23 protein-coding genes and 1 pseudogene are annotated in these 24,653 nt (G+C 64.1%); 13 read left to right on the top strand and 11 right to left on the bottom strand.

The window, feature by feature from the left end; genetic code table 11:
• The first annotated feature begins 179 nt into the window (after positions 1-179).
• The 6 genes from TZ03_RS22150 (at position 180) to TZ03_RS22125 (ending at position 6,451) form a co-directional block, all read left to right on the top strand.
• Complete coding sequence (locus TZ03_RS22150) at positions 180-1,244, top strand: ornithine cyclodeaminase (RefSeq protein ID WP_051100421.1); 1,065 nt, start codon at positions 180-182, stop codon at positions 1,242-1,244.
• A 443-nt stretch (positions 1,245-1,687) separates the two neighbouring features.
• Positions 1,688-2,167 carry an Lrp/AsnC family transcriptional regulator gene (locus TZ03_RS22145; protein WP_051100420.1) on the top strand — a complete coding sequence of 160 codons (480 nt, stop codon included), beginning with the start codon at positions 1,688-1,690 and terminating at the stop codon, positions 2,165-2,167.
• A gap of 301 nt (positions 2,168-2,468) precedes the next feature.
• A complete protein-coding gene (locus TZ03_RS22140; protein ID WP_051100419.1) occupies positions 2,469-3,779 on the top strand; it encodes a C4-dicarboxylate transporter DctA in 1,311 nt (436 codons plus the stop codon).
• A gap of 44 nt (positions 3,780-3,823) precedes the next feature.
• The gene (locus TZ03_RS22135; protein WP_051100418.1) at positions 3,824-4,528 is read left to right on the top strand and encodes a FadR/GntR family transcriptional regulator; all 705 of its coding nucleotides are present in this window, start codon (positions 3,824-3,826) and stop codon (positions 4,526-4,528) included.
• A 16-nt stretch (positions 4,529-4,544) separates the two neighbouring features.
• Positions 4,545-5,213, top strand: coding sequence for a GntR family transcriptional regulator (locus TZ03_RS22130; protein ID WP_051100417.1), 669 nt, complete (start codon positions 4,545-4,547; stop codon positions 5,211-5,213).
• Positions 5,214-5,389: 176 nt separating this feature from the next.
• Positions 5,390-6,451 carry a hypothetical protein gene (locus TZ03_RS22125; protein WP_051100416.1) on the top strand — a complete coding sequence of 354 codons (1,062 nt, stop codon included), beginning with the start codon at positions 5,390-5,392 and terminating at the stop codon, positions 6,449-6,451.
• Between the two features lie 121 nt (positions 6,452-6,572).
• Here TZ03_RS22125 and TZ03_RS22120 read toward each other — a convergent pair whose 3' ends face one another.
• Positions 6,573-7,001: a PACE efflux transporter gene (locus TZ03_RS22120; RefSeq protein WP_051100415.1), complete on the bottom strand. Its 429-nt coding sequence runs from the start codon at positions 6,999-7,001 to the stop codon at positions 6,573-6,575.
• A 100-nt stretch (positions 7,002-7,101) separates the two neighbouring features.
• On the opposite strand from TZ03_RS22120, the gene TZ03_RS22115 reads away from it, so the two are divergent.
• The 3 genes and pseudogenes from TZ03_RS22115 (at position 7,102) to TZ03_RS32050 (ending at position 10,009) form a co-directional block, all read left to right on the top strand.
• A complete protein-coding gene (locus TZ03_RS22115; RefSeq protein ID WP_051100414.1) occupies positions 7,102-7,980 on the top strand; it encodes a LysR family transcriptional regulator in 879 nt (292 codons plus the stop codon).
• 97 nt (positions 7,981-8,077) lie between these two features.
• Positions 8,078-9,151, top strand: a pseudogene (gene mcpA / locus TZ03_RS32055) (methyl-accepting chemotaxis protein McpA); the annotation flags it as partial.
• 117 nt (positions 9,152-9,268) lie between these two features.
• Positions 9,269-10,009 carry a methyl-accepting chemotaxis protein gene (locus tag TZ03_RS32050; protein WP_414860318.1) on the top strand — a complete coding sequence of 247 codons (741 nt, stop codon included), beginning with the start codon at positions 9,269-9,271 and terminating at the stop codon, positions 10,007-10,009.
• A gap of 249 nt (positions 10,010-10,258) precedes the next feature.
• Here the strand turns inward: TZ03_RS32050 and TZ03_RS22105 are convergent, their stop codons facing one another.
• The 3 genes from TZ03_RS22105 to TZ03_RS22095 form a co-directional block, all read right to left on the bottom strand.
• Positions 10,259-11,323 (bottom strand): membrane protein, encoded by a 1,065-nt coding sequence (locus TZ03_RS22105; protein WP_051100412.1) that lies wholly within the window; start codon positions 11,321-11,323, stop codon positions 10,259-10,261.
• A gap of 182 nt (positions 11,324-11,505) precedes the next feature.
• A complete protein-coding gene (locus TZ03_RS22100; protein WP_051100411.1) occupies positions 11,506-11,883 on the bottom strand; it encodes a RidA family protein in 378 nt (125 codons plus the stop codon).
• Between the two features lie 12 nt (positions 11,884-11,895).
• The gene (locus tag TZ03_RS22095; protein ID WP_051100410.1) at positions 11,896-13,032 is read right to left on the bottom strand and encodes an NAD(P)/FAD-dependent oxidoreductase; all 1,137 of its coding nucleotides are present in this window, start codon (positions 13,030-13,032) and stop codon (positions 11,896-11,898) included.
• A gap of 114 nt (positions 13,033-13,146) precedes the next feature.
• Here TZ03_RS22095 and TZ03_RS22090 point away from each other — a divergent pair, with 114 nt between their 5' ends.
• A complete protein-coding gene (locus TZ03_RS22090) occupies positions 13,147-13,740 on the top strand; it encodes a helix-turn-helix domain-containing protein (protein WP_051100409.1) in 594 nt (197 codons plus the stop codon).
• Positions 13,741-13,852: 112 nt separating this feature from the next.
• Positions 13,853-14,638, top strand: coding sequence for a sulfite exporter TauE/SafE family protein (locus tag TZ03_RS22085; protein ID WP_051100408.1), 786 nt, complete (start codon positions 13,853-13,855; stop codon positions 14,636-14,638).
• 3 nt (positions 14,639-14,641) lie between these two features.
• Here TZ03_RS22085 and TZ03_RS22080 read toward each other — a convergent pair whose 3' ends face one another.
• The gene (locus TZ03_RS22080; protein WP_051100407.1) at positions 14,642-15,181 is read right to left on the bottom strand and encodes a histidine phosphatase family protein; all 540 of its coding nucleotides are present in this window, start codon (positions 15,179-15,181) and stop codon (positions 14,642-14,644) included.
• A 164-nt stretch (positions 15,182-15,345) separates the two neighbouring features.
• Here TZ03_RS22080 and TZ03_RS22075 point away from each other — a divergent pair, with 164 nt between their 5' ends.
• Positions 15,346-16,431 carry a pyridoxal phosphate-dependent aminotransferase gene (locus TZ03_RS22075; RefSeq protein WP_051100406.1) on the top strand — a complete coding sequence of 362 codons (1,086 nt, stop codon included), beginning with the start codon at positions 15,346-15,348 and terminating at the stop codon, positions 16,429-16,431.
• 100 nt (positions 16,432-16,531) lie between these two features.
• On the opposite strand, the gene TZ03_RS22070 is transcribed toward TZ03_RS22075, so the two are convergent.
• From TZ03_RS22070 to TZ03_RS22055, 4 genes are all read right to left on the bottom strand, one after another.
• Entirely contained in the window at positions 16,532-16,870 is a 339-nt protein-coding gene (locus TZ03_RS22070; RefSeq protein WP_051100405.1) for a DUF3325 domain-containing protein, read from the bottom strand.
• On the bottom strand, positions 16,867-18,387 hold the full coding sequence (locus TZ03_RS22065; RefSeq protein ID WP_051100404.1) for a PepSY-associated TM helix domain-containing protein: 1,521 nt from the start codon (positions 18,385-18,387) through the stop codon (positions 16,867-16,869). The genes TZ03_RS22070 and TZ03_RS22065 overlap by 4 nt, the downstream gene beginning before the upstream one ends.
• Positions 18,384-18,671, bottom strand: a complete 288-nt coding sequence (locus TZ03_RS22060) for a hypothetical protein (RefSeq protein WP_051100403.1) — start codon at positions 18,669-18,671, stop codon at positions 18,384-18,386. The genes TZ03_RS22065 and TZ03_RS22060 overlap by 4 nt, the downstream gene beginning before the upstream one ends.
• A gap of 135 nt (positions 18,672-18,806) precedes the next feature.
• Positions 18,807-21,041, bottom strand: coding sequence for a TonB-dependent siderophore receptor (locus TZ03_RS22055; protein WP_051100402.1), 2,235 nt, complete (start codon positions 21,039-21,041; stop codon positions 18,807-18,809).
• Between the two features lie 259 nt (positions 21,042-21,300).
• Between TZ03_RS22055 and TZ03_RS22050 the strand changes: the two genes are divergently transcribed.
• Positions 21,301-22,530 carry an MFS transporter gene (locus TZ03_RS22050; RefSeq protein WP_051100401.1) on the top strand — a complete coding sequence of 410 codons (1,230 nt, stop codon included), beginning with the start codon at positions 21,301-21,303 and terminating at the stop codon, positions 22,528-22,530.
• Here the strand turns inward: TZ03_RS22050 and TZ03_RS22045 are convergent.
• Positions 22,527-24,335 (bottom strand): ABC transporter ATP-binding protein/permease, encoded by a 1,809-nt coding sequence (locus tag TZ03_RS22045; RefSeq protein ID WP_051100400.1) that lies wholly within the window; start codon positions 24,333-24,335, stop codon positions 22,527-22,529. The two genes, TZ03_RS22050 and TZ03_RS22045, sit on opposite strands and share 4 nt — an antisense overlap.
• 75 nt (positions 24,336-24,410) lie before the next feature.
• Positions 24,411-24,653: hypothetical protein (locus tag TZ03_RS31580; protein WP_236692872.1), on the bottom strand; the 243-nt coding region annotated here is incomplete at its 5' end.

Raw genomic sequence — 24,653 nt, 5'->3', positions numbered from 1 at the left:
CCTGACAGCTGACCGCGGACACCTACCAGGTACGGCCCCCACAGCCGATTCGGCTGTCCGCATAGCGAAGTCAGCCAAAGCCGCTGCCGCCACCGCCCATTACAGCCAGCTTCACCTCCCTACCCGCCGCACAATGACCCCAGAGCCCACTCCGGAAGCGTCGCCGCAGGGAGACCCTCATGACCCGCTATATCGATGTGCAAGACCTGGCCCGCCTGGTCAACCGCAAAGGCCTGCCCACCTGCCTGCTGGAAATGGCCGAGTACATCCGCCAGGACTACCTGCGCTGGCCCGCCTTCGAGAAATGCGCCCGGGTGGCCAACCATTCGCCGGATGGGGTGATCGAGCTGATGCCGGTTTCAGACGCCAGCCGCTACGCCTTCAAGTACGTCAACGGCCACCCGAAGAACACCCGCCACGGCCTACCCACGGTAATGGCCTTCGGCGCCCTGGCCAGCGTCGATACCGGCGCGCCGTTGCTGCTCAGCGAAATGACCCTGACCACGGCGATCCGCACTGCCGCCACCTCGGCCCTGGCCGCCCGCTACCTGGCGCGTGAAGACAGCCGCAGCATGGCATTGATCGGCAATGGCTCGCAGAGCGAGTTCCAGGCCATCGCGTTCAATGCCCTGCTGGGGATTGATGAAATCCGCCTGTACGACATCGACCCTGGCGCCTCGGCCAAGCTGGTCGCCAACCTGGGCAACCGCCCCGGCCTCAAGCTGACTATCGCCAGCTCGGTGGCCGACGCGGTGCGCGGTGCCGATATCGTCACCACGGTGACCGCCGACAAGGCCTACGCCACCATCCTTACCCCAGAGATGATCGAGCCGGGCATGCACCTGAACGCCGTGGGCGGTGACTGCCCGGGCAAGACCGAGCTGCACCGGGCGATTGTCGAACAGGCCCGGGTGATCGTCGAATACGAGCCGCAAAGCCGGGTCGAAGGCGAGATTCAGCAGATGCCGGCAGACTCGCCGGTGACGGAGTTCTGGCAGGTGGTTGCCGGTGCAGCCACAGGCCGTGAGAGCGCCGGGCAAGTGACGCTGTTCGACTCGGTCGGGTTTGCCCTGGAGGATTATTCGGCGCTGCGCTATGTGCTGGATATGGCGCAGGCGCTGGATATAGGCAAGGATATCGGACTGGTGCCGGTGCTGGAGGACCCGAAGGACTTGTATGCGCTGTTGCAGCCGCGAGTGGTGGAGTTGCGAGCAGTGCCCAAGACAGATTCGGTCTGTGCCTGAGGGACCTTGGGGCTGCTGCGCAGCCCATCGCCGGCAAGCCAGCTCCCACACGACCACACAGGCCTCAAGCCATGTGCAGTACCTGTGGGAGCTGGCTTGCCGGCGATGAGGCCAGTCCAGGCAATACAAGACAGTTGCTCCCAAGTACCGCGCAGATCTCAAGCTTTGCACAGTCTCTGTGGGAGCTGGCTTGCCGGCGATGAGGCCAGTCCAGGCAATACAAGACAGTTGCTCCCAAGCACCGCGCAGATCTCGAGCTTTGCGCGGTCTCTGTGGGAGCTGGCTTGCCAGCGATGAGGCCAGTCCAGGCATACAAGACAGTTGCTCCCCCCAAGGGAATGTGATGCCCCTGTGGGAGCGGCCTTGTGTCGCGATGGGCCGCGCAGCGGCCCCGGTTACCGCCTAACCTGTCCCATGCCCTCTTCCGAACGAAGCCAAAGCGCATGGACACCAAGGACGCCAACGCCCACCCCCTCGACCGCATCGACGAAGCGATCATCGACATCCTGCGCCACGACGGCCGCATCACTTTCGAAAAACTCTCCACCCTCGTCCACCTCACCCCGCGCCCGTGCCTTGAGCGCGTGCGCAAGCTGGAGCGCCGCGGTGTGATCCGTGGCTACGGGGCAGTCATCGACCTGCAGAAGGTGGCACCCGGGGTCTCGCTGCTGGTGCTGGTCGCCCTGTCCAACCAAAGCGGGCGCGCGGCCCAGAAGGCCTTCGAAGCCAGCCTGCGCAACTGCCCGGAAGTGCACGACTGCCAGCTGATCAGCGGCCACTTCGACTACAGCCTGCGCCTGCGCTGCCGCGACATGGAGCACTACCGGCTGCTCAGCGAAAGCTGGATGAGCGACACCACCCTGCACATCGACAAACTGGTGGCGCACCCGGTGCTGGCCGAAATCAAGCAGAGCGTCCCATAGCAGCGACGGCTACCGCCGCAAGGTGTCTTGGCAAGTTGATTGCAACGCTGCTCCCGGCACTGGCCATTGCCCCCGGCGGCACAGCGGCGACAACCATCGGCATGCACCGAACTAGAGCCTGGCAGGCCATGATGCCCCACAACTGGTCAGACCGGTAAGGCCAAAAATCCTTGCAATGTAGGATTTTTCGCGCTTTTATGGCTTCGCGCTGAACAAACCGGTAAGACCACAATAATTAAGTCCTGCGCTCTTTCGCCCCGTGCGGCTACCGAAGCAAGGACACCGATCAGAGATCCCTCCCATGCTTAAATGGTGCTCGCGTTCGATTTTCCTGCAAGTCGTGCTCGGCCTTGCCCTCGGCATCGCCTGCGGTCTCAGCTTCCCCGACCTCTCCCTGCAACTCAAACCCCTTGGCGACGGCTTCATCAAGCTGATCAAGATGCTCATCGGCCTGATCGTGTTCTGCGTGGTGGTCAGCGGCATCTCGGGCGCTGGCGACCTGAAAAAGGTCGGGCGCATCGGCCTTAAGTCGGTGATCTACTTCGAAGTGCTGACCACCCTGGCCCTGGTGATCGGCCTGGTGTTCGCCTTCACCAGCGGCATCGGCAGCGGTGCCAACATCCACCTGGACCAGCTGTCCAGCGCCGACGCCAGCAGCCTGGCCGAGCGCGGCCAGCACATCCACGGCGCCACGGCGTTCTTCATGGACCTGATCCCCACCTCGGTGATCGGTGCCTTCGCCGACAACAACATTCTCCAGGTGCTGCTGTTCTCGGTGCTGTTCGGCAGCGCACTGAACCTGGTGGGTGATTCGGCCGCCGGCATCTCGCGGCTGATCAACGAACTGAGCCACGTGATCTTCCGCATCATGGGCATGATCGTACGCCTGGCGCCGATCGGCGTGTTCGGTGCCATTGCCTTCACCACCAGCAAATATGGCCTGGAATCGCTGCAGCACCTGGGCGGGCTGGTGGCCCTGTTCTACCTGACCTGCGCCGGCTTCGTGCTGATCGTGCTGGGCACGGTCATGCGTCTGTCGGGGCTCAAGCTGCTGCCACTGATCAAGTACCTGCGCGAGGAGCTGACCATCGTCCTTGGCACCGCCTCTTCCGACGCCGTGCTGCCACAGATCATGCGCAAGCTCGAACACCTGGGCATCGGCAGTTCCACTGTCGGCCTGGTGATCCCCACTGGCTACTCGTTCAACCTCGATGGCTTCTCCATCTACCTGACCCTGGCCATCGTGTTCATCGCCAACGCCACCGGCACGCCACTGGCCATGACCGACCTGCTGACCATCCTGCTGGTGTCGCTGGTGACTTCCAAGGGCGCCCATGGCATCCCAGGCTCGGCGCTGGTGATCCTCGCTGCTACCCTGACCGCCGTACCGGCGATTCCGGTGGTCGGCCTGGTACTGGTACTGGCAGTGGACTGGTTCATGGGCATCGGCCGGGCATTGACCAACCTGATTGGCAACTGCGTGGCTACCGTGGCCATCGCCCGCTGGGAAAAGGACATTGACCTGGAACGCGCGCAAAACGTGCTGGCTGGCAAACCCGGCTTTGCCCCCACGCCGCGCAAGCAGCCCAACGCCCATCAACAGGAATTTTGAGCGAAGGTGGCCGGCATTGACGCCGGCCCTTCCAGGAGCGAACCGTGATCAGCTCATCGACCGTCGTCAACTCAGTGGTAGAAAAACTGCGCCAGGCCCTGGCCCGTGGCCAATGGCGCAGCGGCGACATGCTACCGGGCCAGCGCGAGCTGGCCGAACAACTGGGCATCAGCCGCCCCAGCCTGCGCGAAGCGGTGACCGTGCTGGAAACCCTGGGCCTGGTACGCGCGCTGCCGGGCAAGGGTGTGCTGGTGCTGGATGTCGATGCCACTGCGCAGGAGCCAGGCGTGGACACCAGCGCCGCGGCGAGCCTGGCCGACGTACTGGAGCTGCGCTACACCCTCGAACCCTTCATCGTCGGCCTGGTGGCGCAGTCAGCCAACAGCCAGGACATCGGCCAACTGCGCCTGACCCTGATGGACATGCGCGAAGCGCTGGAGGCCGATGACAGCGAGGCCGGGGTCAAGGCCTACATCGCCTTCCATGAAGCGCTGTTCGCCCTGACCACCAACCCGATCTTCCAGAGCGTGGTGCAGCAGACCGGCAATGCCCTGAAGCAGAGCGCCGACATGCTGCGCAACTCGCCAGAACATCTGGCAGCGCGGCTCAAGGAAAACGAAGCGGTGGTGCGCGCCATTCGTGAGCGCAGCAGTGCCCAGGCCAGTGCCCAGATGCGCCAGCACATCCTGGCCGAGGGGCTACGCATGGGCATCCCGCTGAACATCCCGGACGAACACCTGCATCCATGACCCCAGGAGAGCGACCATGACCGCCGCCCGCCACTTGCCCGCCCTGCTCGCTGCCGGCGAAACCCGCCTATCTGCCGAGCAGATCTACCCCCGGCTGTTCGATGCCATTCTCGAACAGCGCCTGCCACCCGGCAGCTTGTTGCCCGAACAAGCGCTGGGCCATGCCTTTGGTGTCAGCCGCACGGTGATACGCCGCGTGCTTGGGCGCCTGTCGGACCAGCAGGTGGTGGTGCAGCGCCCCAGCCACACCGCGCACCTGGCCGCCCCCGACCCGGAGCAGGCGCGCCAGGTGCTCAGCGCCAGGCGCCTGGCCGAAACCACGCTGATCACCCTGGCTACCCAACGCGCCCGGCCGGCGCAGGTTCGCCAATTGCGGCAACTGGTGGAACGCGAGCGCCAGCATCATGAAAGCGGCGAGCGCTGCGCGGCGATCCGCCTGGGCGGCGAGTTTCACCTGAAGCTGGCGCAGGTGGCCGCCAATGCGCCACTGGCGCGGTTTCTCAACGGTCTGGTGCCGATGACCTCGCTGATCATCGCCCGCTACGAATCGCCGTGCTGCGACCACTGCGCGTGGGAGGAGCATGCGGCGATCATCGATGCCGTGGAGCAAGGCGATGCCGAGGCAGCCTTGCAACTGATGCACAAGCACCTGGACCGCCTGGAAGAAAAGCTCGACCTGGAGTAACCAGGGCCGCTGCGCGCCCCATCGCCGGCAAGCCAGCTCCCACAAGGATCGCGTAACCTCAAGCCCAGCGCAGTACCTGTGGGAGCTGGCTTGCCGGCGATGGGGCGCGCAGCGGCCCCCAAAACCCCGACCTATACTCGAAAAACCACCCCAGCCTCTATCAGGGAGGCGGTCGCGTGAGTTGTCGAATCCTTCTGTTGCTGTGCCTGCTGCTGGCCCTCGCCGGTTGCGCAGGCAAGCGCCCGCCTGCCCCGCCGCCACCGGCGGTACTCACGCCAGCTATCTGGCAACGCATCGACCAGGAACTGATCGACGCCTCGGTCGGTGCCGCCGGCTCTGCCAACGACTATGCCCGGCGCTCCATGCGGGTGTGGAAGGAGCAAGTACAGCAACGCACCGAAAGCGACTTCATCCCCTGGTTCACCGGCTACTGGACCCAACAGTGGCTGACCCTGAAAGTGGCCTGGTACAAGCTCGACAGTGGCGAAGGCCGGGAACCTGCGGAAAAACGCCTGGCCCTGTACCTGCAGGAGCAGTACCACGAGCGGGTGATCGAGCCGGTGGCCGAACAGATCAACCCCGAGGGCATCCGCGACCGGGCCTGCGAGCTGTACCTGCAATTGCTCGGCCAACAGCTGCCGGGCATCATCAGCCGCTACAACGCGCGCCCAGAGCAGCTCAGCCAGCGCCTCAACCGTATCCCCGCCATCGCCCTGGGGCCGCCCGATGCGCGCAATGCCAGCCTGTATCAACTGCTGCGGGCCAAGTCGCTGGACCAGCAACCGGCCTGGCAAGCGATGCGCCAGCACCTGCGCCAGCAAGCCAGCAAAGGGCCCGGGCAGACCGACGTCGGGCTGTCTTCCGTGGCCACCCGCGCCAGCGAAAAGCTCGGCGCCACCCTGGCCCCGCGCGGCATTGCCAGCGCCGTGGCTTCGGCGGTGGGCAAGGTGGCCGGGGCGATGATTTCGATCGCGACGGCAGGCTACGGCATGATGACCCATGACCGCGAACAGCCGCAGATGGTCGAGCAGTTGCGGGTGATCCTGAATGTGGCGTTGAACCAGGAATGGCAGGAACTGATGGAGAACCGCCAGAGCGGGGCCATGGCGGGGGTGTACTACCTGTCGGGGCAGATCGAGGACAGTTTGCTGGCCAGTGCGCCGCGGCCGGTGGAGCCAGTGGAAGAACAGCAGGTGAGGCAGCGACAGGAGCCGTTGATCATTCGCCTTCCGCCTTAGCGGTTGCTTGTGCCGGCCCTATCGCCGGCAAGCCGGCTCCCACAGGTACGTCACTGCCTTTGAAAACTGTGGAGATCATGTGGGAGCTGGCTTGCCGGCGATAGGGCCAGTACAGGCTCAATCAGGCGGTGACCATTGCCGAGCTGGGCAAGCCAAAGATCCGGTCGAACGCCCAGTTGTAGGCAAAGGTGTAGCAAGGCACCAGAATGATGAACGCCATGTCCACCAGCAACGCCTGCACCAATGTCATGTCCAGCCACCAGGCAATCAGCGGAATCAGATACACCACCAGGGTCAGCTGGAAGCCAATGGCATGCGCCACCCGCCGGGCCACACTGCGCCCGCGCTTGGTCTGGCGGCTTTCCCAGTACTCGAACAGGGTGTTGTAAACCAGGTTCCAGAGCATGGCGATGGTGGTGATCATCACCGCCAGGGGCCCGGTATGCGAAGCCTGGGTATCCGACAGGTAGGCCAGCCCAAGGGTCGACATGCACAGCCCGATCAGTTCATAGAAAGTCACGTAGACCAGTTTGCGTTTGAGTCCCTGCACCCGGGGTTACCTCCAATGACAATGCGATGGCGCGCATAATGCTTCACTGTTCTTGACATAAAAAGTCAGCAGCTGTCAGATCAACTGACAGGAGGCTGCCATGAACTTTTCCAGCGACAACATTCAGCTGTTTCTCGCCGTGCTCGACCGCGGATCGTTTTCCGCCGCCGCGCGCGCCCTGGGGCGGGTACCTTCGGCCGTGAGCATGGCCATCGGCAACCTGGAGGCCGAGCTTGGCTACACCCTATTCGAACGTGGCCCGCGCGAAGTTCGCCCTAGCGCCCAGGCTATGGCGCTGGAGCCCCACGCCAGGCTGATCGCCGAACGGCTGGGGCTGCTGCAGGTGCATGCCCTGGAGCTGTCCCAGGGGCTGGAGAGCAACCTGACCCTGGCGGTGGTGCCCGACATCGACCATCGCCCGCTGCTGGCGGCCATCGCCTGTCTCGGTAAACGCCACCCGCTGCTGGACATTGCCCTGCACAGCGCCCCGCAGGAAGAAGCCCTGCACCTGCTGGACAGCGGCCACGCCGACCTCTGCGTGGCTTTTGCCGGCCTGCAGGTCGATGCCCGCCGCGGCTTCCAGCGCATTGGCATGGAGTCGCTGGTGGCCACGCTGTCACCGGCCCACCCGGCCTTGCGCGAGGGGCGTATCCACTACCTTGAAGACCTGACCCAGGTGCGCCAGATCCTGGTGCGCAGCCGCAACCTGCCACTGGCTGACCCGCGCCCGCTGATCGGTGCCACTCACTGGTCCACCGACAGCTTCGACCTTGCCCTACAGATGGTCGAAGCCGGCCTGGGCTGGGGCGACCTGCCGCTGTCGCGGGTTGCGCCACTGCTGGCCAGCAAGCGCCTGGTGCGCCTGGATTTTCGCAACACGCGCAACGAGTTGCAGTTGCCGGTACACATTTCGTGGCGTAAACAACAACCGCTGCGGCAGGCCGCACGCCTGTTGATCGAGCAGTTGTGCAAGGAGTGAGTGCCGTCTGTCGAAACGCCCTCAAGAAATTTCTGTAGGCACTTCAACCTTTTAGCCCTTGCGCCGATATCCAAGTCGATAGGCCCCGCAATGCGTCATGAGCGCGCTGCGCCCTCCCCTCATTGGCTCAAGGTCTCGAAACATGAACCTGAAATTTCGCCACAAGATCCTGCTCAGCGCGTGCGGCGTCGTGGTCCTGGCTTTTGCCCTGTTCACGCTCTACAACGACTACCTGCAACGCAACACCATCCGCCAGAACATCGAAGCTTCGCTGCAGCAGTCCGGTGCATTGACTGCCAGCAGCGTGCAGAACTGGATGAGCGGGCGCATCCTGGTCCTGGAAAACCTGGCCCAGGACATCGCCCAGCAAGGTGCCGGCGACACCCTGGCCGGGCTGATCGAGCAGCCGTCCTACACGCGTAATTTCCTCTTCACCTACCTGGGCCACGCCAACGGTGTGTTCACCCAACGCCCCGACACCCAGATGCCTGCCGGTTACGACCCACGTCAGCGCCCGTGGTACGGCGCCGCGACCAGCGCCGGGCAAACCGTGCTGACCGCCCCATACCAGGGCGCTGTCGGCGGCCTGATGGTGACCATCGCCACGCCGGTGAAGAGCAAGAACAATGGCGAGTTGATCGGTGTGGTCGGCGGTGACGTGACCCTCGACACCCTGGTCGAGATCATCAACTCGGTCGATTTCGGCGGCATCGGCCACGCCTTCCTGGCCGACAGCAATGGCCAGGTGATCGTCAGCCCCGACAAAGACCAGGTGATGAAAAACCTCAAGGACATCTACCCCGGCAGCAACCTGCGGGTCGCCGCCGGCATGCAGGATGTCACCCTCAATGGCCAGGACCGTATCATCTCCTTCGCCCCGGTGGCCGGCCTGCCTTCGGCGCAGTGGTACATCGGCCTGTCGATCGACAAGGGCAAGGCCTACGCCGCCCTCAGCCAGTTCCGCACCTCGGCGATCATCGCCATGCTGATCGCAGTGGCCACCATCGTCGGCGTACTCGGCCTGCTGATCCCGGTACTGATGAGCCCGCTGACCACCATGGGCCGTGCCATGCGCGACATCGCCGAGGGCGAAGGCGACCTTACCCGCCGCCTGGCCGTGCAGAACAAGGACGAATTCGGCGAACTGGCCACCTCGTTCAACCGCTTCGTCGAGCGCATCCATACCTCCATCAGCGAAGTGTCCTCGGCCACCCGACTGGTGCATGACCTGTCGGAGAAGGTGGTCAATGCGTCCAACGCGTCGATCATCGGCTCTGAAGAGCAGAGTATGCGTACCAATAGCGTGGCCGCGGCGATCAACCAGCTGGGCGCCGCCACCCAGGAAATCGCCCGCAACGCCGCCGATGCCTCGCAGCACGCCAGCGGTGCCAGCGAACAGGCCCACGGTGGCCGTGAAGTGGTCGAAGAGGCGATCAACGCCATGACCGCCCTGTCTCAACGCATCAGCGAGTCCTGCGCGCAGATCGAGACGCTCAACGCCAGCACCGACGAAATCGGCAAGATCCTCGACGTGATCAAAGGTATTTCGCAGCAGACCAACCTGCTGGCGCTGAACGCCGCCATCGAGGCGGCCCGTGCCGGTGAAGCCGGCCGTGGCTTTGCCGTGGTCGCCGATGAGGTTCGCAACCTGGCGCACCGCACCCAGGAATCGGCCGAAGAGATCCACCGCATGATCACCAGCCTGCAAGTGGGTTCGCGCGAAGCGGTGCACACCATGAATACCAGCCAGGTCTCCAGCGAGCAGACCGTGCAGGTGGCCAACCAGGCCGGCGAACGCCTGGCCAGCGTGACCCAGCGCATTGGCGAGATCGACGGCATGAACCAGTCGGTGGCCACTGCCACCGAAGAGCAGACCGCCGTGGTCGAGAGCCTCAACCTGGACATCACCCAGATCAACGCGCTGAACCAGCAAGGGGTGGAGAACCTCAACCAGACCCTGCACCATTGCGACCAGCTGGCCCAGCAGGCCGGGCGTTTGAAGCAACTGGTGGGCAGTTTCAGGATCTGAGCCCTGTAATAGACGGCAACAGCCACTGCCTGTTGCCGCCTGTACCGGCCCAATCGCCGGCAAGCCAGCTCCCACAGGTAAAGCGCTGACCATGAGCCCTGTGATATCCCTGTGGGAGCAACTGTCTTGTATTGCCTGGGCTGGCCTCATCGCCGGCAAGCCGGCTCCCACAGGTACTGCACAGGGCTTGAGGCCTATGCGGTCGAGGTGGGAGCTGGCTTGCCGGCGATTGGGCTGCGCAGCAGCCCCTTATGCCACCGCCGCTTTCGCAGCCCTGCCCCGCCGCACCCAGGCCAGTAACACTGCAGCCATCAGCACGAAGCCCAGGTAGCCGAACAACGGATACACCTCACCCACCAGGCTGATGAACCCCACCAGGCTGCAGATGAACGCCAGCGCCCCGGTCACCACCGAGCCCCAGCGGAACTTCGCCGTGCCCGCCGGCAACAGCCGCGAAAGAAACGAAAACAACGTACCCACCGCAGTGTTGATGATCATGCCGAAGATGATCAGGCACATCACCAGCCCCAACAGTGGCGATACTTCGTTGGCAATCGACAGCATGGGCATCGGCAGGTCGGCCACATTGTCCAGGCGTGACAGCAGCCCGGCACTCATCACCAGCATCAGGCCACCCAGCACCGCACCACCGAGCAGGCCACCCCACATCGCGGCTTTCTCGCCTTTGGCCGAGCCGCCCAGAATGGCCAGGATCGGCGCACCGGCCACGATGTTGTACGACACATACAGGAACGCGCCCAGCAGCCAGTGGCGAGTGCCAGCCTGTTGCTGGCTGGCCAGGTGATCGAGCGCGGCGAAGCTCTGCTCACGGGTGAACACGGCATATAACGCAATCGCCGAGGCCACCAGGATCAGCAGCGGCGTGATGGCGCCAATGGCGAGGATCACCTTGCGCACGTCCAGGCACACGATGCCTACCACCAGCAGCGTCACCAGCACGCTGCCGGCCAGCGCCGGAATGCCGAACTGCTGCTCCAGCAACGCGCCACCGCCGGCCAGCATGACCACGGTCACGGCGAACATGAAAAAGGTGATCAGCCAGTCGACGAACAAGCCCAGGTGGCGGCCACAGATGGCCTGGATCACATCCTTGTGCGAGGTGGCCCGCTGGCGGTTGCCCAACCCCGCCAGGGCCATGCCGAGGAAGGTGAACAAGGCGGCGCTGACCAGTGCGCCGACCAGCCCCCAGACACCGAAATCGACAAAGAACAACAACAGTTCCCGCCCCGAAGCGAATCCCGCCCCCACGATCACGCCGACAAATGCGCCGGCAATCTTCAGTTGCTCTTGCATGTGAACCTCTGGATTTATTGTTGTTGTGTCACTGGCACCGCATTGCTTTTGTGGGAGCGGCCTTGTGTCGCGAAAGGGGCGCGGAGCGGCCCCAGGATTTCTGCATTGCGACATAGATCGCCGGGGCCGCTCTGCGGCCCTATCGCGACACAAGGCCGCTCCCACATGGGCTCTCTATTCGGTCACGAATCGCCGACAAACGCCTGCACTTCAATCTCCACATCCACCCCCAGCGCCAACGCCGAGGCCACGGTCGAGCGCACCGGCAACGCCGCGCCGAAAAACTCCTTGTACACCTCGTTGAAGCCGGCGAAGTGGCTCATGTCCGACAGCCACACCGTGGCCTTGACCACCTGATCGAAACGCGCACCGCAGGCGGCCAGGCTTTCGCCGATGCGCTCGCAGGCGGCGCGGGTCTGGGTCTGGATATCACCGCGTACCACCTCGCCACCGGCACTCATCGGCACCTGGCCAGAAAGGAACAGAAAGCCGCCGGCCTTCACCGCGCGGGAAAACGGGAACGGCAGGCTGCTGGGGAAACGCTGGATGTCATTGCTCATGGGAAACTCCTTTCAGGGTTGCTGGAAACGGGCCGGGGACAGGCGCTCGGGCGCCACCCCCTGGCTGACAAGGCTAGGGCACAGGGGTTGGCCGAGCAGCAGGTCGGCGGCCAGGCGTGAGGCCCCGGCGGCGGACTGGATGCCATAGCCACCTTGGGCCGCCAGCCAGAAGAACGCAGGCGCGTGGGTATCGAAACCGATCACCAGGTCGCCATCGGCGACGAACGAGCGCAGCCCGGCCCAGGTGTGGCTTGGGCGCCGAATCGCCAGGGTGGTCATGGCTTCGATGTTGTAGATGCCCAGGGCCACGTCGAGCTCCTCGGGCGCGGCGTCCTGGGGTTCGACCGGGTCGGCATTGGCCGGCGACCCCAGCAGTTGGCCGGCGTCGGGTTTGAAGTAGAAGCTTTCGTCGACGCCTATCACCGCAGGCCAGCGGGCGAAGTCCTGGTCTGCCGGGCCGGGGAAAGTGAAGGCGCTACGCCGGCAGGGCTGCAGGCCGATACGCGCCACGCCGCACTGCTCGGCCACGCGGTCGGCCCAGGCGCCTGCGGCATTGACCAGTTGACGCGCCTGTACGCGGCTGCCATCGCCGAGCTCCACCTGCCACAGGTCATCCAGGTACCAGGCCTGGATCAGCTCGGCGTTACAACGCAGCTCACCGCCGGCGGCGCGATAGCCGCGCAAGAAGCCTTGGTGCAGGGCATGCACATCCAGGTCCATGGCGCCCGGCTCGAGCACCGCGCCGGCCAGGGTCTCGCCACGCAGGCTCGGCACCAGCGCCAGGGCGGCGTCGCGGTCGAGCAGGCTGACTTCGGTGCCGTTGGCCAGGTTTTGCGCGAGGGTCTGCTCGAGCAGCGCGCGCTGTTCCAGGTTGGCCACATACAGGCAACCACGCGGTGCCAGCAGCGGATGCTCGCAGAAGCCCGGCGGTGGTGCTTGGTAAAAGGCCCGGCTGGCGCGGGTCAGCGCCTGGATTTGCGGGGTGCCGTAGGCCTCCATGAACATGGCCGCCGAACGCCCGGTCGAATGGTAGCCAGGCTGCGCCTCGCGCTCCAGCAGCAACACCCGGCGCTGTCCGGCCAGGCGATAGCCCAGGGAGGCACCGGCAATGCCAGAGCCGATGATCAGGGTGTCGTAGGTCGGGGTCATGCACGCTCCTGCCAAGCTAATTATCATTTATGAGAATTCTAATATATGAGAATTTAGAAATGCGCAAGGGTCCAAGGTAAGATGCCCGACCAACGCCGCATGCCGAGAGCCCGAATGCCCGCTGCCCTACCCCTGCTTGACCGTGCCGTAGTCGGCCAGCGCCTGCGCCAAGTGCGCAAGGCGCGCCAGTTGACCCTCAAGCAATTGTCCGAAGCCAGTGGCGTGCCGGTTTCCACCTTGTCGAAGATGGAGCTGGCGCAAGTGTCGGTCAGCTACGAGAAACTCGCGGCCGCCGCGCGGGCGCTGAATGTCGACATTGCCCAGTTGCTTCGCGCCAGCGGCACGGTCACCACGCCGGTGCCGGTGACCGTGGTGGTCGATTCATTGCCAGCGGCGGCAGGCTACTCGACCGGCACCTATGACTATCACCCGATCGCCGGCGACTTCCCCGAACGGCGCATGACCCCGGCCTATGCCCGCATCATTGCGCGCGAGCGTGGCCAGTTCGACGACTTTATCCGCCACCCCGGTCAAGAGTTCGCCTTGGTGCTCAGCGGGCGCGTACGGATCGAATTCGAAACCGGCGAAGCGGTAAGCATCGGGCCACAGGAGACCGCGTATTTCGACAGCCAGGTGGGGCACATCTACCTGTCGGAAAGTGACGACGGCGGCGATGCGCATGTGATGGTGGTGATGACCGATCGCTGAATGCAGGGTCGAGCAGTTATAACCTAATAACGAACAAGTCTATTTGGCTATAAAAAAATCTATATGCTGGCTGGCATCCGATAACGGGCAAAGTTGGGCAGTCGAGTAGCGTATGGATGTAGGTTCTTTCGGTTTCACCATTGCGGGACTGGTCGTGGGTTTCATCGTCGGCATGACCGGCGTCGGTGGCGGTTCGCTGATGACCCCGATCCTGTTGTGGTTTGGCGTCAACCCGGCAACAGCCGTCGGCACCGATCTGCTGTATGCCGCCATCACCAAGGCCAGTGGCGTCTGGGTGCATGCCCGCAACAAGAACATCGACTGGAAGATCACCGGCCTGCTGAGCCTGGGCAGCGTACCCGCGGCGGCACTGACCCTGTGGTTCCTCAGCACCTTGCACACCGACACCTCGGCACTCAACGCCATCATCAAGCAAGGCCTGGCGGTGGTGCTGATCCTGACCGCGCTGGCGATCCTGTTCAAATCGCGCCTGCAAGCCTTCGCCAACCGCCATGCCGGTGACCACTACCACCTCAGCGACCGCAGCCTGAACGTCCTCACCGTGCTCACCGGCGTGGTGCTGGGGGTGATGGTCACCCTCACCTCCATCGGTGCTGGCGCGCTGGGCACCGTGGCGTTGTTCCTGCTGTACCCGTTCCTGGTCACCCGCCGCCTGGTCGGCACCGAAATCGCCCACGCCGTGCCACTGACCCTGGTGGCGGGCCTGGGCCACGCGGGCATGGGCAACATGGACTGGTCGCTGCTGGGCTACCTGCTGCTGGGCTCGCTGCCGGGCATCTACCTGGGCAGCCATCTCACCGGGCGAATTTCCGACCACGTGCTACGCCCATGCCTGGCGGCGATGCTGTTGATGATCGGCTACAAGTTGGCGTTCTGACCCTCACCCCAGACGCAGGCGCCATTGCCCGGTAAAGCTCAACTCAAGGCGCGATAACGGCAACACATCGATACGCTGGCTGGCACTCATCGGGCACCCCAGCACCTGCACCAGCACGGCGCGCATGACCATCGGGTGGGTGACCGCCAGCCATTCACCCGGCCTGTCGAAGGCAGCCAGCCAGGCGGCCAGGCGCTGGCACAGTGCGGCGAACGACTCACCACCATGCACAGCACTGGCCGGGTCCTGCAGCCATTCGGCCAGCGCCTGTGGTTGTTCGGCCTGCAATTGCTTCAACGTCAGCCCTTGCCAACGCCCCAGGTCGCAATCGGCCAACGCCGGCTCGACCTGCACCGTCCCCGACAACCACGCCGCCGTCTCACAGGCGCGCCGCTCTGGCGCAGTCAGCAGTTGCCCGCCTGGCAGGGTGGCTGCAGGCGGTTGCGCCAGTGGCAGGATACCGTCATCGGCGCAGTGCAGGCGCCCGGTCTTCTGGGCCTGGGTCAGGGCATGGCAGATCAAGGTCAGGCGGATGGCTTTCACCAGGCGTTTCTCGTGGCAGGCTGGGGCGCATGGTTTAGCATGCCGCAAAGCTTTTGGCTGCAACAATGTCGATTACCGACCGCCCCAGCAGCTATTTGCCATCATTAATTGCTGTGGCCACGTTTCGTCCCTGAAGTGACCAATGACAAAAGGGACGTCGCCGCATGACCGAAATAACACGTCGCTCGCTGGTGGGCCTGGGCATGGCCTTGCCGCTGCTCGGGCAGATCAACTGGGCCAACGCTGCCCCCTCTCCGGCCACCGATACCGGCCCGGCACGCATCAACTACAACGAAAGCCCCTGGGGCCCGAGCCCGGCGGCGCGCGAGGCAATGCGCGAAGGGATCGGCCTGTGTGGGCGCTACCCCTACGATGCGCAATACCAGTTGATCGACCTGTTCGCCGCCGAGCAGGGCCTGACGTCGGATCAGGTACAGGTGTTCTGCGGCTCGAAACTGGCGTTGCAGCATGCGGTGATGGCTTTCACCGGGCCACGCAGCCTGGTGGTGCCAGAACCGTCCTACGAGGCACCAGCCGAAGCCGCTGCCGGGCGTGGCACCCAGGTGCACAGCATCGCCCTCGACGCACGGTTCGCCCATGATGTCGACGCCATGCTGGCGGCCGACCCTGCAGCAGGGTTGATCTACCTGTGCAACCCAAACAACCCCACCGGCACCGTCACCCCGCGCCAGGACATCGAACGGCTGCTGGCGCGCAAGCCGGCGGGTAGCGTGGTGCTGGTGGACGAGGCCTACATTCATTTCAGCGATGCCCAGAGTTGTATCGATCTGGTCAAGGACCACCCGGAGCTGCTGGTATTGCAGACCTTTTCCAAGCTGTACGGCATGGCGGGCGCGCGCCTGGGCCTGGCGATTGGCCAGGCTCCGTTGCTGAAGCGGCTGGAGGCGTTCGACGGCCAGAACGTCGCCGCGGCCCCCACCTTGCTGGCTGGCCTGGCCAGTTTGCAGGACCGCCAGCTAGTCCCACAGCGCAAGGCCGTCAACGCCCGCTTGCGCGACCAGACCATCGCCTGGCTAGCCGAACGCGGTTGGCGCTGTACGGCGTCGCAGACCAACTGTTTCATGATCGATATGCGCGGGCCTGGGCAGCCGGTGATCGAGCGCCTGGCGGAGCACGGTGTGCTGGTGGGCAGGATCTGGCCGAGCTGGCCGAACTGGGTGCGGGTGAGTGTGGGCGATGAGCGGGACATGCAGCGCTTTCGGGCGGCGTTTGCCAAGGTAGCTGGCTAAACAGGACCACGCATACTGTAAGCGGCCTGGTGCCGCGACCTGGGCGCAAAGCGGCCCGATCGCGACACCAGGCCGCCCCTACACACAGCGCACGCCAGGCTCAGAGATAGGTAACCAGCTGAACCAAGCCCCATACTGGCAGCGCCCCTATCAATCCCACCGCCAGCCGCGGCCAATACGGCAACAGCATCACCAGCAGCATCCCCGCCAGCGACAGCGCACCGAACCAGGCCACCGGCCCCATGGCCCAACCCCAGGCCTGAGCGCACAGCACCAGGCTGGCCAGCAACGCCAGCCACCCGGCACCGCGCAAGGTGACGCGCAGCGCGCGTGGGCAGGTGCGGTTCCACACCTGCTTGTAATGCCGCTCCAGCCCTTGGCACAGCCCGAGCATACCGGCATAGGCGAACAACACGCCGCCTGTGATCCATATCATCATGCCCCGACCTCCATACGCCGCTCCGCCCGGCCCTTCCGCTGCACCGGCTGCGCCTGCCGTACCCGCCAGGCCACCAGCCCAAGCAACACACCCAATACCAGAGCACAGGCCACTACACCGAGGCGCATCACGTCTTCAAGGCCGCCAAACGCACCCAGGCCGACGCATAGCAATGCCGTCAACAGCAGTTGCTCGACCCACGCCCGGCGTGCCGGTCTGACACTGGCATGCAACAGCGCCAGCAGCCACACGCCGAAGAACGCGCGCACTTCCCAACTCTCCCGCTGCAGCAGCTCCACCGGCAACAAGCGGCTGGCCCACAACAGCCCCACGCACGCCAGCAACAAACCACTGATGAAGCCCACGTTGCACACCTCGGCCACCCGGTACCAACGCCGCGCCGAGGCATCGGCGCTGGCACTGGCATACTTGCGCCCGCGCTTCACGCAGAACAGCACCAGCCCGCTGGCGATCATCAGGCAACTGACCAGCCCGCAGATGAAATACAGCCAGCGCATCGGGTAACCACCGAACTGGGCGAAGTGCAGACCAACCATGACCCGCTGGGTCAAAGGCGCCGCACGCCATTCGGGCACGTCGCTGAGCAACTGCCCGCTGACACCATCGAAGACCATGGCCTGGCCCTTGGCCAGGGCGATGCGGTTGCCCAGTTCGGGGCGGGTTTCGATACGCGCCGCCGCCGTATTGGGGTTGCGGATGTTCAAGCCACCCAGCGGCCCCAGCCGCGCTTCGGCCTGGGCCAGCAGCGGTGCCACATCGACCAGCGCCGCCGGCTGCCTGGCCAGGCCGCGGGGCTGCTCCAGGCGGGCGTTGCCCTGGGCCTGGAAGTAGGCGCGGTTGTCGCCAGCGAACAGCGCATCGACCCCTGCGGGGATATAGATGAGCATGAAGATCACCAACCCGGTGTAGGTGATCATCAGGTGAAACGGCAGCAACAGCACCGCGCTGGCATTGTGGAAGTCCAGCCACGAGCGCTGGCCCTTGTTCGGCCGGAAGGTGAAGAACTCCTTGAAGATCTTCTTGTGGATGACAATACCGGTGACCAGCGCCGCCAGCATCACCAGCGCCAGCGCGCCGACCACGAAAATGCCCCAGTTGCGTGGCAGGTCGAGGGTGAAGTGGAAGCGGAAGAAGAAGTTGCCACCGACACTGTCGCGCACCTCGATGGCCTCGCCGGTGCGCGGGTCGAGCTGTACGCCACCGCCATGGCGCCGTTCGCCGGTGGACACGCGCAGCCCGGGGGAGCGCTCGCTCGGCAGGCTGATGCCCCAGTTGCCAGCCTGCGGTTCATGGACTTGCAGGTAAGCGATGGCACGCTGGGCGGCATCGGCCTGGGACACTTGGGTGGCCGGGATTTCCGGCTGCATCCAGTGGTTGAGTTCCTTGTCGAACACCGCCAGGGTGCCGGTGACGAAGATGGCGAACAGCAGCCAGCCGAAGATCAACCCGGCCCAGGTATGCAGCCAGGCCATCGATTGGGTGAAGGTATTCTTCATGCCAACCACTCCAGCGCCTGCGGCCAGAAGCCGATCAACATCAGGGGCACGGCCAGCGCCAGCGGCGCCCAGGCGCGCAAGGCATCACGGCTGGCGAAGGCCCAGAGGATGGCGGCGGTGTAGAAGAGAAAAGCCGGCAGGGTCGCGACGATGACCGCATCGGTGGCGGCCAGCGGCAGGATGCGGGCCAGGCAGGCGCTGGCGGCGTAGCTGAGGGCATAGCCGCCGAGTAGTGCGGCGCAGCTACGGGAGACAATCTGCAACCAGGCGGGGGATGTAGACATTTGGCTTCCTTGAAAAATGTGTACGCCCATTCGCGGGTAAACCCGCTCCCACAGATACCGCATTGCCCTCATGGGCGATGCCATCTCTGTGGGAGCGGGTTTACCCGCGAATGGGCCGCACAACGGCCCTTTGGATCAGAAGTTGATATTCAGCGCAGCGAACACCGCCCTGCCCGGTTGGTTATAGGTATTGGCGCCCGAGCTGCTGGCGTTGCCGCCACGCAGGATCTGCTTGTCGAACAGGTTGTTCACCCCCACCCGCACGTCGTAGTTGGCGTTGAACTTGTATCCGGCGCTCACGTCCACCAGGCCATAGGCCTCGACGTCCTGCTGCGCAGCCTTGTCGTAATCCTGCTGGGTGCGGTAGTTGTAGGTCGGCGACTTCTGCTTGCCGAAGTAGGTACCTGCCACCTGGAACGACAGCTTGTCGGTGGCGCGCCAGTCGAGGGTGGTGTTGACGGTGTATTCTGGGATCACCGACAGCGGCTCGCCGGTCTCGCGGTTGTCGTTGTCGAGCATCCAGGTCAGGTTGGTGTTCCAGTCCAGGGTCGGCGTGAGCTCGATGAAGAAGTTGCCTTCGATACCTTCCACCCGCGCCTTGCCGGCGTTATCCCACTGGGTCACACGGCTGCCGGTGCCGATGGTGTAAAGCACATCGGTATCACCGATGATCTTGTTCTTGTAGTCGTTGCGGAAGTAAGTGGCACTGGTGCGCCAGGTGTCGCGGTCGTACAGCAGCCCGATTTCCTTGTTAACGCTGATCTCGGGCTTGAGGTCGGCGTTGCCTTGCAGGTAGCAGCCGCCGTTGTTGGTCTGCTGTACGCTGCAGCCGTTGCCGCGGCTGTAAAGCAGGTAGTTGGGGTTGGACTGGTACAGGTTCGGGGTCTTGTAGGCGCGCGCAATGCCGCCTTTTACCGAAAGCGCTTCGGTCAGTTTGTGCGACAGGTTCAGGCTTGGGCTGAAGTTGTCGCCGAAGGACTCGTGGTGGTCGAAGCGCAAACCTGGGGTCACCGTGGTGTCGCCAATGACGATGTTGTCCTCGACGAACAGCGCGTAGCTCTTGGCGGTCATCTTCGATTCGCTGCGGTCGAAACCACTGATCACGTCATTGCCGCTCGGGTCGAAGCTCTGTGGGCGGAACGAGCCTTGGTCGTTCAGCGACTCGTACAGGTATTCGCCACCCAGGGTCAGCACATGCTCGGTGCTACCCATGGCGAAGGGCAAGTTGACCTCGCTGCTCAGGCGGGTGTTGCGCAGCCGCGACATCGCCGCGCCGGAACCATTGATGGCGCCCTCAGGGCCACCGGCCAGACCTTCATTGAGGCGCCAGTTGCGTACGTATTCGTAGGCCAGGGTGGTTTTGCTGGTACCCCAGGTAAAATCGCCCAGGTGGGTCAGGTCGTAGGTGCTGCGCTGCATCACGTTGGTCTCGTGGCCGTACAGGCTGGAGATCAGGTCGATGTTGCCGCCACCGTTGCTGTTCATGGTGTCGCCGGCATAGATGTTGCCTTGGCGGCTGTAGCCGGCACTGGCTTCGATGCGGTGTTCGTCGTTCAGCTTCCAGCTCAACAGGCCATTGATGTCCTTGTTGCGCACGCCTTCACGACCGGCCGACAACGCGCTGTTGGCATGCCCGGCGTTGATGTCCTGGTCGTCGGCGTCGGTTTTGGCCAGCCCGCCGTACAATCGGAAGCCCAGGTTATCGGTAAGCCCACCGCCCAGGTTGAAGTTGGCGCGGCGGCTGGCGCCCTCGGCGCTGTCTTCGGGCAACTGCGTGTACAAGCTGACACTACCCTTGAGCGCTTCGGTGGGGCGCTTGGTGATGATGTTGACTACCCCGCCCATGGCGCCGGAGCCGTAGCGGGCGGCCGCCGGGCCGCGCAGGATTTCGATGCGCTCGACCGCTTCGGCCGGCACCCAGTTGGTTTCACCGCGGGTATCGCGGTCGCCGTTCCAGCCATAGCGCACAGCGTTGCGGGCGCTGGAAGGCTTGCCGTCGATGAGGATCAGGGTGTTTTCCGGGCCCATGCCACGCAGGTCGATCTGGCGGTTGTTGCCACGTGCGCCGCTGGCGCTGTTGCCAGTCAGGTTGACCCCGGGCTCGCGACGAATGATGTCGGACAGGTCATTGGTTGGCGGGTGGCGCTTGATGTCTTCGGCGGTGATGATCGATGAGCCCAGGGCCTGGCGGGCCTCGCGCTCGGCAGTGACCAGGGTGTCCTGGATCACCAGCGCATTGTCGGCGACCGGCAGTTCCAGCACCTCACCCGTACGCTGTTCTTCGGCCTGGGCCGCAGTGGCCATCATGGCCGGCGACGCCAGCGCAACGAACGCCAGGGCCAGGCTGTTGGGTGAAGTTCTGCACTGCATGGGTACATCTCCTGCGATTATGAGCGAAACGGCACCCTCCTGTTGGAACCGGGAGCCCTCGCCCACCGGCCTCGCAAACACAGTTTGGTGGCCAACAGGGATGGTAAATATAGGGATTCTCAAATGAGTTTAAATCTTATTTACGAAATTTACATGTTTGTAACGGAACTTTGCTGAGCGCGGGTGCTGGCAAGCTTCACTTGCATCCTGCGTGCTGGCTCCTAAAGTTCGAACGTAGCGACTCTGCCGAGCCCTCCTGATGCGCAGCAATGAAGAAAGTACCCCTGCGAGCGCCACCAGCACCCTGCCGAAGATGCCTCGCAGCGTCTGGGCACTGGGCTTCGTGTCGATGTTCATGGACATTTCCTCGGAGATGATCCACGCGCTGCTGCCGCTGTACATGGTCACCGTGCTCGGCACCTCGGTAGTGGCAGTGGGCGTTATCGAAGGCATCGCCGAGGCAACCGCATCGATCACCAAGATGTTCTCCGGCGCCCTCAGCGATCGGTTGGGCAAACGCAAGCTGCTCACGGTGCTGGGTTATGCCCTGGGTGCGCTGACCAAGCCGGTGTTCCCCCTGGCCTCCGGGCTGGAATGGCTGACTGCAGCCCGCTTCGTCGACCGGCTCGGCAAAGGCATTCGTGGCGCGCCACGCGATGCGTTGGTGGCCGATATCACGCCCGCTGCGTTGCGCGGTGCGGCCTTCGGCTTGCGCCAGGCACTGGACACCGTGGGCGCCTTCCTCGGGCCGTTGCTAGCAATCGTGCTGATGTGGCTCACTGCGAGCCATTTCCAGACCGTGTTCTGGGTGGCGGTGATCCCGGCGTTTATGGCGGTGTACATCCTCATCGCCTTCGTCCGCGAACCTGAAGCCCCCGCCGCGACCCGGTCAGTACGCTCACCGCTGGCACTGTGCGAGCTGGTGCGCCTGGGCCCGGCCTACTGGCAACTGATCGGCCTGGCTACGCTGTTCACCCTCGCCCGTTTCAGCGAGGCGTTCCTGCTGCTGCGTGCGCAGGACATGGGCATGGCGCCGTTGTGGGCACCGGCGGTGCTGGTGCTGATGGCGCTGGCCTATTCGCTATCGGCCTACCCCGCCGGGGTGCTGTCGGACCGCGTCGGCCGCCGTGGTGTACTGATGGCGGGGCTGGGGCTGCTGATCGCCGCCGACCTGCTGCTGGCTCTGCTGCCGGGGTGGGCCGGGCTGGCCCTGGGGGTTGCTGCCTGGGGCCTGCACCTGGGCTTCAGCCAGGGTATCTTCGCTGCAATGATCGCCGACAGCGCCCCCATCAACCTGCGTGGTACAGCCTTCGGCCTGTTCAACCTGCTGACCGGGGTAGCACTGCTGGTGGCCAGCGTGATGGCCGGCCTGTTGTGGGACGGGGTCGGCTTTCAGGCAACGTTCCTGGTTGGCGCAGCGTGTGCCACTGGCACCCTGATCGGAGTCGCATGGCGCAGATCAGGCCCGATCGGCGGCCAACCGAACTAGGCCAGCACTGGCTGCTGCTCGAGCAATGACCAACCCCCATGCCCATCCACTTCCAACCGATGGGTATGGAAGCCCGCCAGCGTACTGCGGTGCCCGACACTGACCAGCAACGCCCCTGGCATTTCCGTGCGCAACAGCGAATACAGGGTATGCTCGAGCCCTTCATCCATGGCCGAGGTAGACTCGTCGAGGAACACCACCTGAGGTCGGTTGAACAGCACCCGGGCGAACGCCAAGCGCTGCTGTTCGCCGACCGAGAGAATGTGTGACCAATCGCAACTGACATCCAGCCGCTCGGCCAGGTGGGCCAGATTGACCTGGCGCAAGGCCTGCTGCATCAGTGCTTCGTCTTCGGGCTTGCTGGCCGCCGGGTAGGCGATGACGGTACGCAAGTCACCCAGCGGCAGGTAGGGGCGCTGCGACAGGAACAGCGCCTGATGGCCCATGGGCCGCCTGACTTCACCTGCCGCGTACGGCCAGAGGCCCGCCAGCGCTCGCAACAGTGTGGTCTTGCCACTGCCCGACGGGCCCTTGATCAACAGCGCCTGACCAGCATGCAGGCTCAGGTCCAGGTCGGCGATAAGGGGATGCCCGTCCGGGCGTAGCACCTGCAGTTGGGTGATATCCAAAGCATGCGCCTGGTCCTCGGTAACGACACGCGGCAAGGCACTCGCCTGCTCATTGGCATCGAGGAAGCCGGTAAGGCGGTCCAGAGTGGCCCGGTATTGGGCGAACGCATCATAGGATTCACGGAAGAACGACAACGAATCCTGGACCTGGCCAAAGGCCTGAGAAGTCTGCATGACATCGCCCAGCTTGATCGCCCCACTGAAGAACCGCGGCGCCTGGAGAATGAACGGGAACACCACGGCAACTTGGCTGACGCCCAGGTTGAAGCCACTGAACTTGAGGTTCCGGAAAACCAGCGCCCAGACATTCATGATCAAGGCGCCAAAGCGGCTCAGCAAGGTGCTCCGCTCGACCTGGGCGCCTTGGTAGAAGGCAATGTTTTCGGCATTCTCGCGCAGGCGCATCAGCGCGTAACGGAAGTTGGCGGTGAGCTTTTCGTTGAGGAAGTTCAGCCGGATCAACGGGCGCCCGAGGCGGAAGGCGATCCAGGTGGCGACGATGACATACAGATACACGGCAAACACCATCGCCCGGGGGATCTCCACGCCCACGACCGTCAGCGGCGCCGACAACCCCCAGAGGATCCCGGTGAACGCCACCAACGACACTAGCGCACTGACCGCACCCAAGGCCAGGGTCACCGAGTTGCTGACGAAGGCGTTCACGTCCAGTTCGATACGCTGGTCGGGGTTGTCCACCGGCTCGGCGAGGAACTGACCACGGTAGTAGGCATCGCCGCGCATCCAGTCGTGGGTCAGGCGCTCGGTAAGCCAGACTCGCCAATGAATGCTGAATGCCTGGCTCACATAGAAGGTGAACAGCGAGCGCAGCACGTGGATGCTGGCCAATACTGCGAAAACCCCAAGCAGGTACCAGAAAGCGGCTTGGTCAAGGCCCTGCAACGCGCTGTAGAAGCCGTTGTACCAGAACGAGAACAACACGTTCAGGCGTACCGAGAACAACGTCAGTACCAGCAGCAGCGCGAATACCAGCAATGGCCGCCAACTGCGCCTGAAGCTGAAATAGGGCCCGACAAGCTGCCAGAACTGGCTGCCCCAGCGCGTATAACGTACGGCCAGTGTGGCGGCTGCAGTGAAGCAGACAAGGGTGATGAACGAGGCGATTGCCAGCCAGCTCAGGCTCTCTTGCAGGGCCTGGTGCCAGTTCATTTCCATGGTGGGTATCCGTGCTGAGTATTTCCGCGAGCGTAGCATTGCGCTGCGATTCGTCAGGCATAAATGACGCACATTTCATGATTGCTTTTGAATGTTTCCAGAAGCTGGCGCGGCCCCTGTGGGAGCGGCTTTAGCCGCGAAGCAGGCGACGCGGTGGCAGGCACCGGCTTTGCCGGTGTTCGCGGCTAAAGCCGCTCCTACAGGGGTTTGTGTGAAGCCAGGGAATTTATGTAGGGCCTGGTATTTTTGAGCCACAAAGACAAAACCCCTACCTGCATGTGCAGATAGGGGTTTTGCGAAATGAATCTTGACGATGAC

Origin of the sequence: Pseudomonas sp. 10-1B, assembly GCF_000935045.1 — a bacterium.
Lineage (GTDB): Bacteria > Pseudomonadota > Gammaproteobacteria > Pseudomonadales > Pseudomonadaceae > Aquipseudomonas.
Note: the sequence above shows the minus strand (reverse complement) of the source record. Positions and strands in the feature narration are given on the sequence as shown.

Excerpts from the sequence above, each read along its gene's own strand:
- TZ03_RS22150 (WP_051100421.1), top strand. The coding sequence starts at position 180 with ATGACCCGCTATATCGATGTGCAAGACCTGGCCCGCCTGGTCAACCGC.
- TZ03_RS22145 (WP_051100420.1), top strand. The coding sequence starts at position 1,688 with ATGGACACCAAGGACGCCAACGCCCACCCCCTCGACCGCATCGACGAA.
- TZ03_RS22140 (WP_051100419.1), top strand. The coding sequence starts at position 2,469 with ATGCTTAAATGGTGCTCGCGTTCGATTTTCCTGCAAGTCGTGCTCGGC.
- TZ03_RS22130 (WP_051100417.1), top strand. The coding sequence starts at position 4,545 with ATGACCGCCGCCCGCCACTTGCCCGCCCTGCTCGCTGCCGGCGAAACC.
- TZ03_RS22115 (WP_051100414.1), top strand. The coding sequence starts at position 7,102 with ATGAACTTTTCCAGCGACAACATTCAGCTGTTTCTCGCCGTGCTCGAC.
- TZ03_RS32050 (WP_414860318.1), top strand. The coding sequence starts at position 9,269 with ATGCGTACCAATAGCGTGGCCGCGGCGATCAACCAGCTGGGCGCCGCC.
- TZ03_RS22105 (WP_051100412.1), bottom strand. The coding sequence starts at position 11,323 with ATGCAAGAGCAACTGAAGATTGCCGGCGCATTTGTCGGCGTGATCGTG.
- TZ03_RS22100 (WP_051100411.1), bottom strand. The coding sequence starts at position 11,883 with ATGAGCAATGACATCCAGCGTTTCCCCAGCAGCCTGCCGTTCCCGTTT.
- TZ03_RS22095 (WP_051100410.1), bottom strand. The coding sequence starts at position 13,032 with ATGACCCCGACCTACGACACCCTGATCATCGGCTCTGGCATTGCCGGT.
- TZ03_RS22090 (WP_051100409.1), top strand. The coding sequence starts at position 13,147 with ATGCCCGCTGCCCTACCCCTGCTTGACCGTGCCGTAGTCGGCCAGCGC.
- TZ03_RS22085 (WP_051100408.1), top strand. The coding sequence starts at position 13,853 with ATGGATGTAGGTTCTTTCGGTTTCACCATTGCGGGACTGGTCGTGGGT.
- TZ03_RS22075 (WP_051100406.1), top strand. The coding sequence starts at position 15,346 with ATGACCGAAATAACACGTCGCTCGCTGGTGGGCCTGGGCATGGCCTTG.
- TZ03_RS22070 (WP_051100405.1), bottom strand. The coding sequence starts at position 16,870 with ATGATGATATGGATCACAGGCGGCGTGTTGTTCGCCTATGCCGGTATG.
- TZ03_RS22065 (WP_051100404.1), bottom strand. The coding sequence starts at position 18,387 with ATGAAGAATACCTTCACCCAATCGATGGCCTGGCTGCATACCTGGGCC.
- TZ03_RS22060 (WP_051100403.1), bottom strand. The coding sequence starts at position 18,671 with ATGTCTACATCCCCCGCCTGGTTGCAGATTGTCTCCCGTAGCTGCGCC.
- TZ03_RS22055 (WP_051100402.1), bottom strand. The coding sequence starts at position 21,041 with ATGCAGTGCAGAACTTCACCCAACAGCCTGGCCCTGGCGTTCGTTGCG.
- TZ03_RS22050 (WP_051100401.1), top strand. The coding sequence starts at position 21,301 with ATGCGCAGCAATGAAGAAAGTACCCCTGCGAGCGCCACCAGCACCCTG.
- TZ03_RS22045 (WP_051100400.1), bottom strand. The coding sequence starts at position 24,335 with ATGGAAATGAACTGGCACCAGGCCCTGCAAGAGAGCCTGAGCTGGCTG.